Source organism: Oleiphilus sp. HI0123 (assembly GCF_001635315.1).
In genome coordinates this window covers 1-418 of record NZ_LWGE01000668.1, presented here as the reverse complement: position 1 = coordinate 418, position 418 = coordinate 1, and the positions used below count along the sequence as shown (strand labels likewise).

1 protein-coding gene is annotated in these 418 nt (G+C 44.5%); it reads left to right on the top strand.

Annotation, left to right across the window (positions count from 1 at the left end; translation table 11 throughout):
- Positions 1-74: 74 nt before the first annotated feature.
- A partial coding sequence (locus A3761_RS28945; RefSeq protein WP_156491662.1) for a DTW domain-containing protein occupies positions 75-418 on the top strand: 344 nt, incomplete at its 3' end.

Sequence of the window (418 nt, the reverse complement as noted above, 5' to 3'; positions counted from 1 at the left end):
TAAAATTGCAAAGAAGTCGGAGAGTTATGCACCGTAATGCAGTCTAAAAATTACGAGATGAGCAGAGTAAAAAGATACATCGGCCTTTTTCTGCTCGTGGTAGCAAGTTAGAAAGGTGCCCGTCATGCCTATTAGTTGAGCATCATTGCATCTGTGCAGAGCGACCCGTTGTTGAGGCTGCTTGTGCATTTTGTTTTATTCTCTATCAGGGGGAAGTATTTAAGCCCAGTAATACCGGACGCATCATCGCAGATCTTATCCCTGACAATTATGCTTTCCAGTGGCAACGTACCGAGCAGGAGGCTGCTTTGCGCGATCTATTGGAGAATCCAGATTACTTTCCTATCGTGGTCTTTCCTCATGAGTATGCAGAAGCTGATCAGTGTATTCGAAACCCGGTTGAAATAGAGAGTCAAGT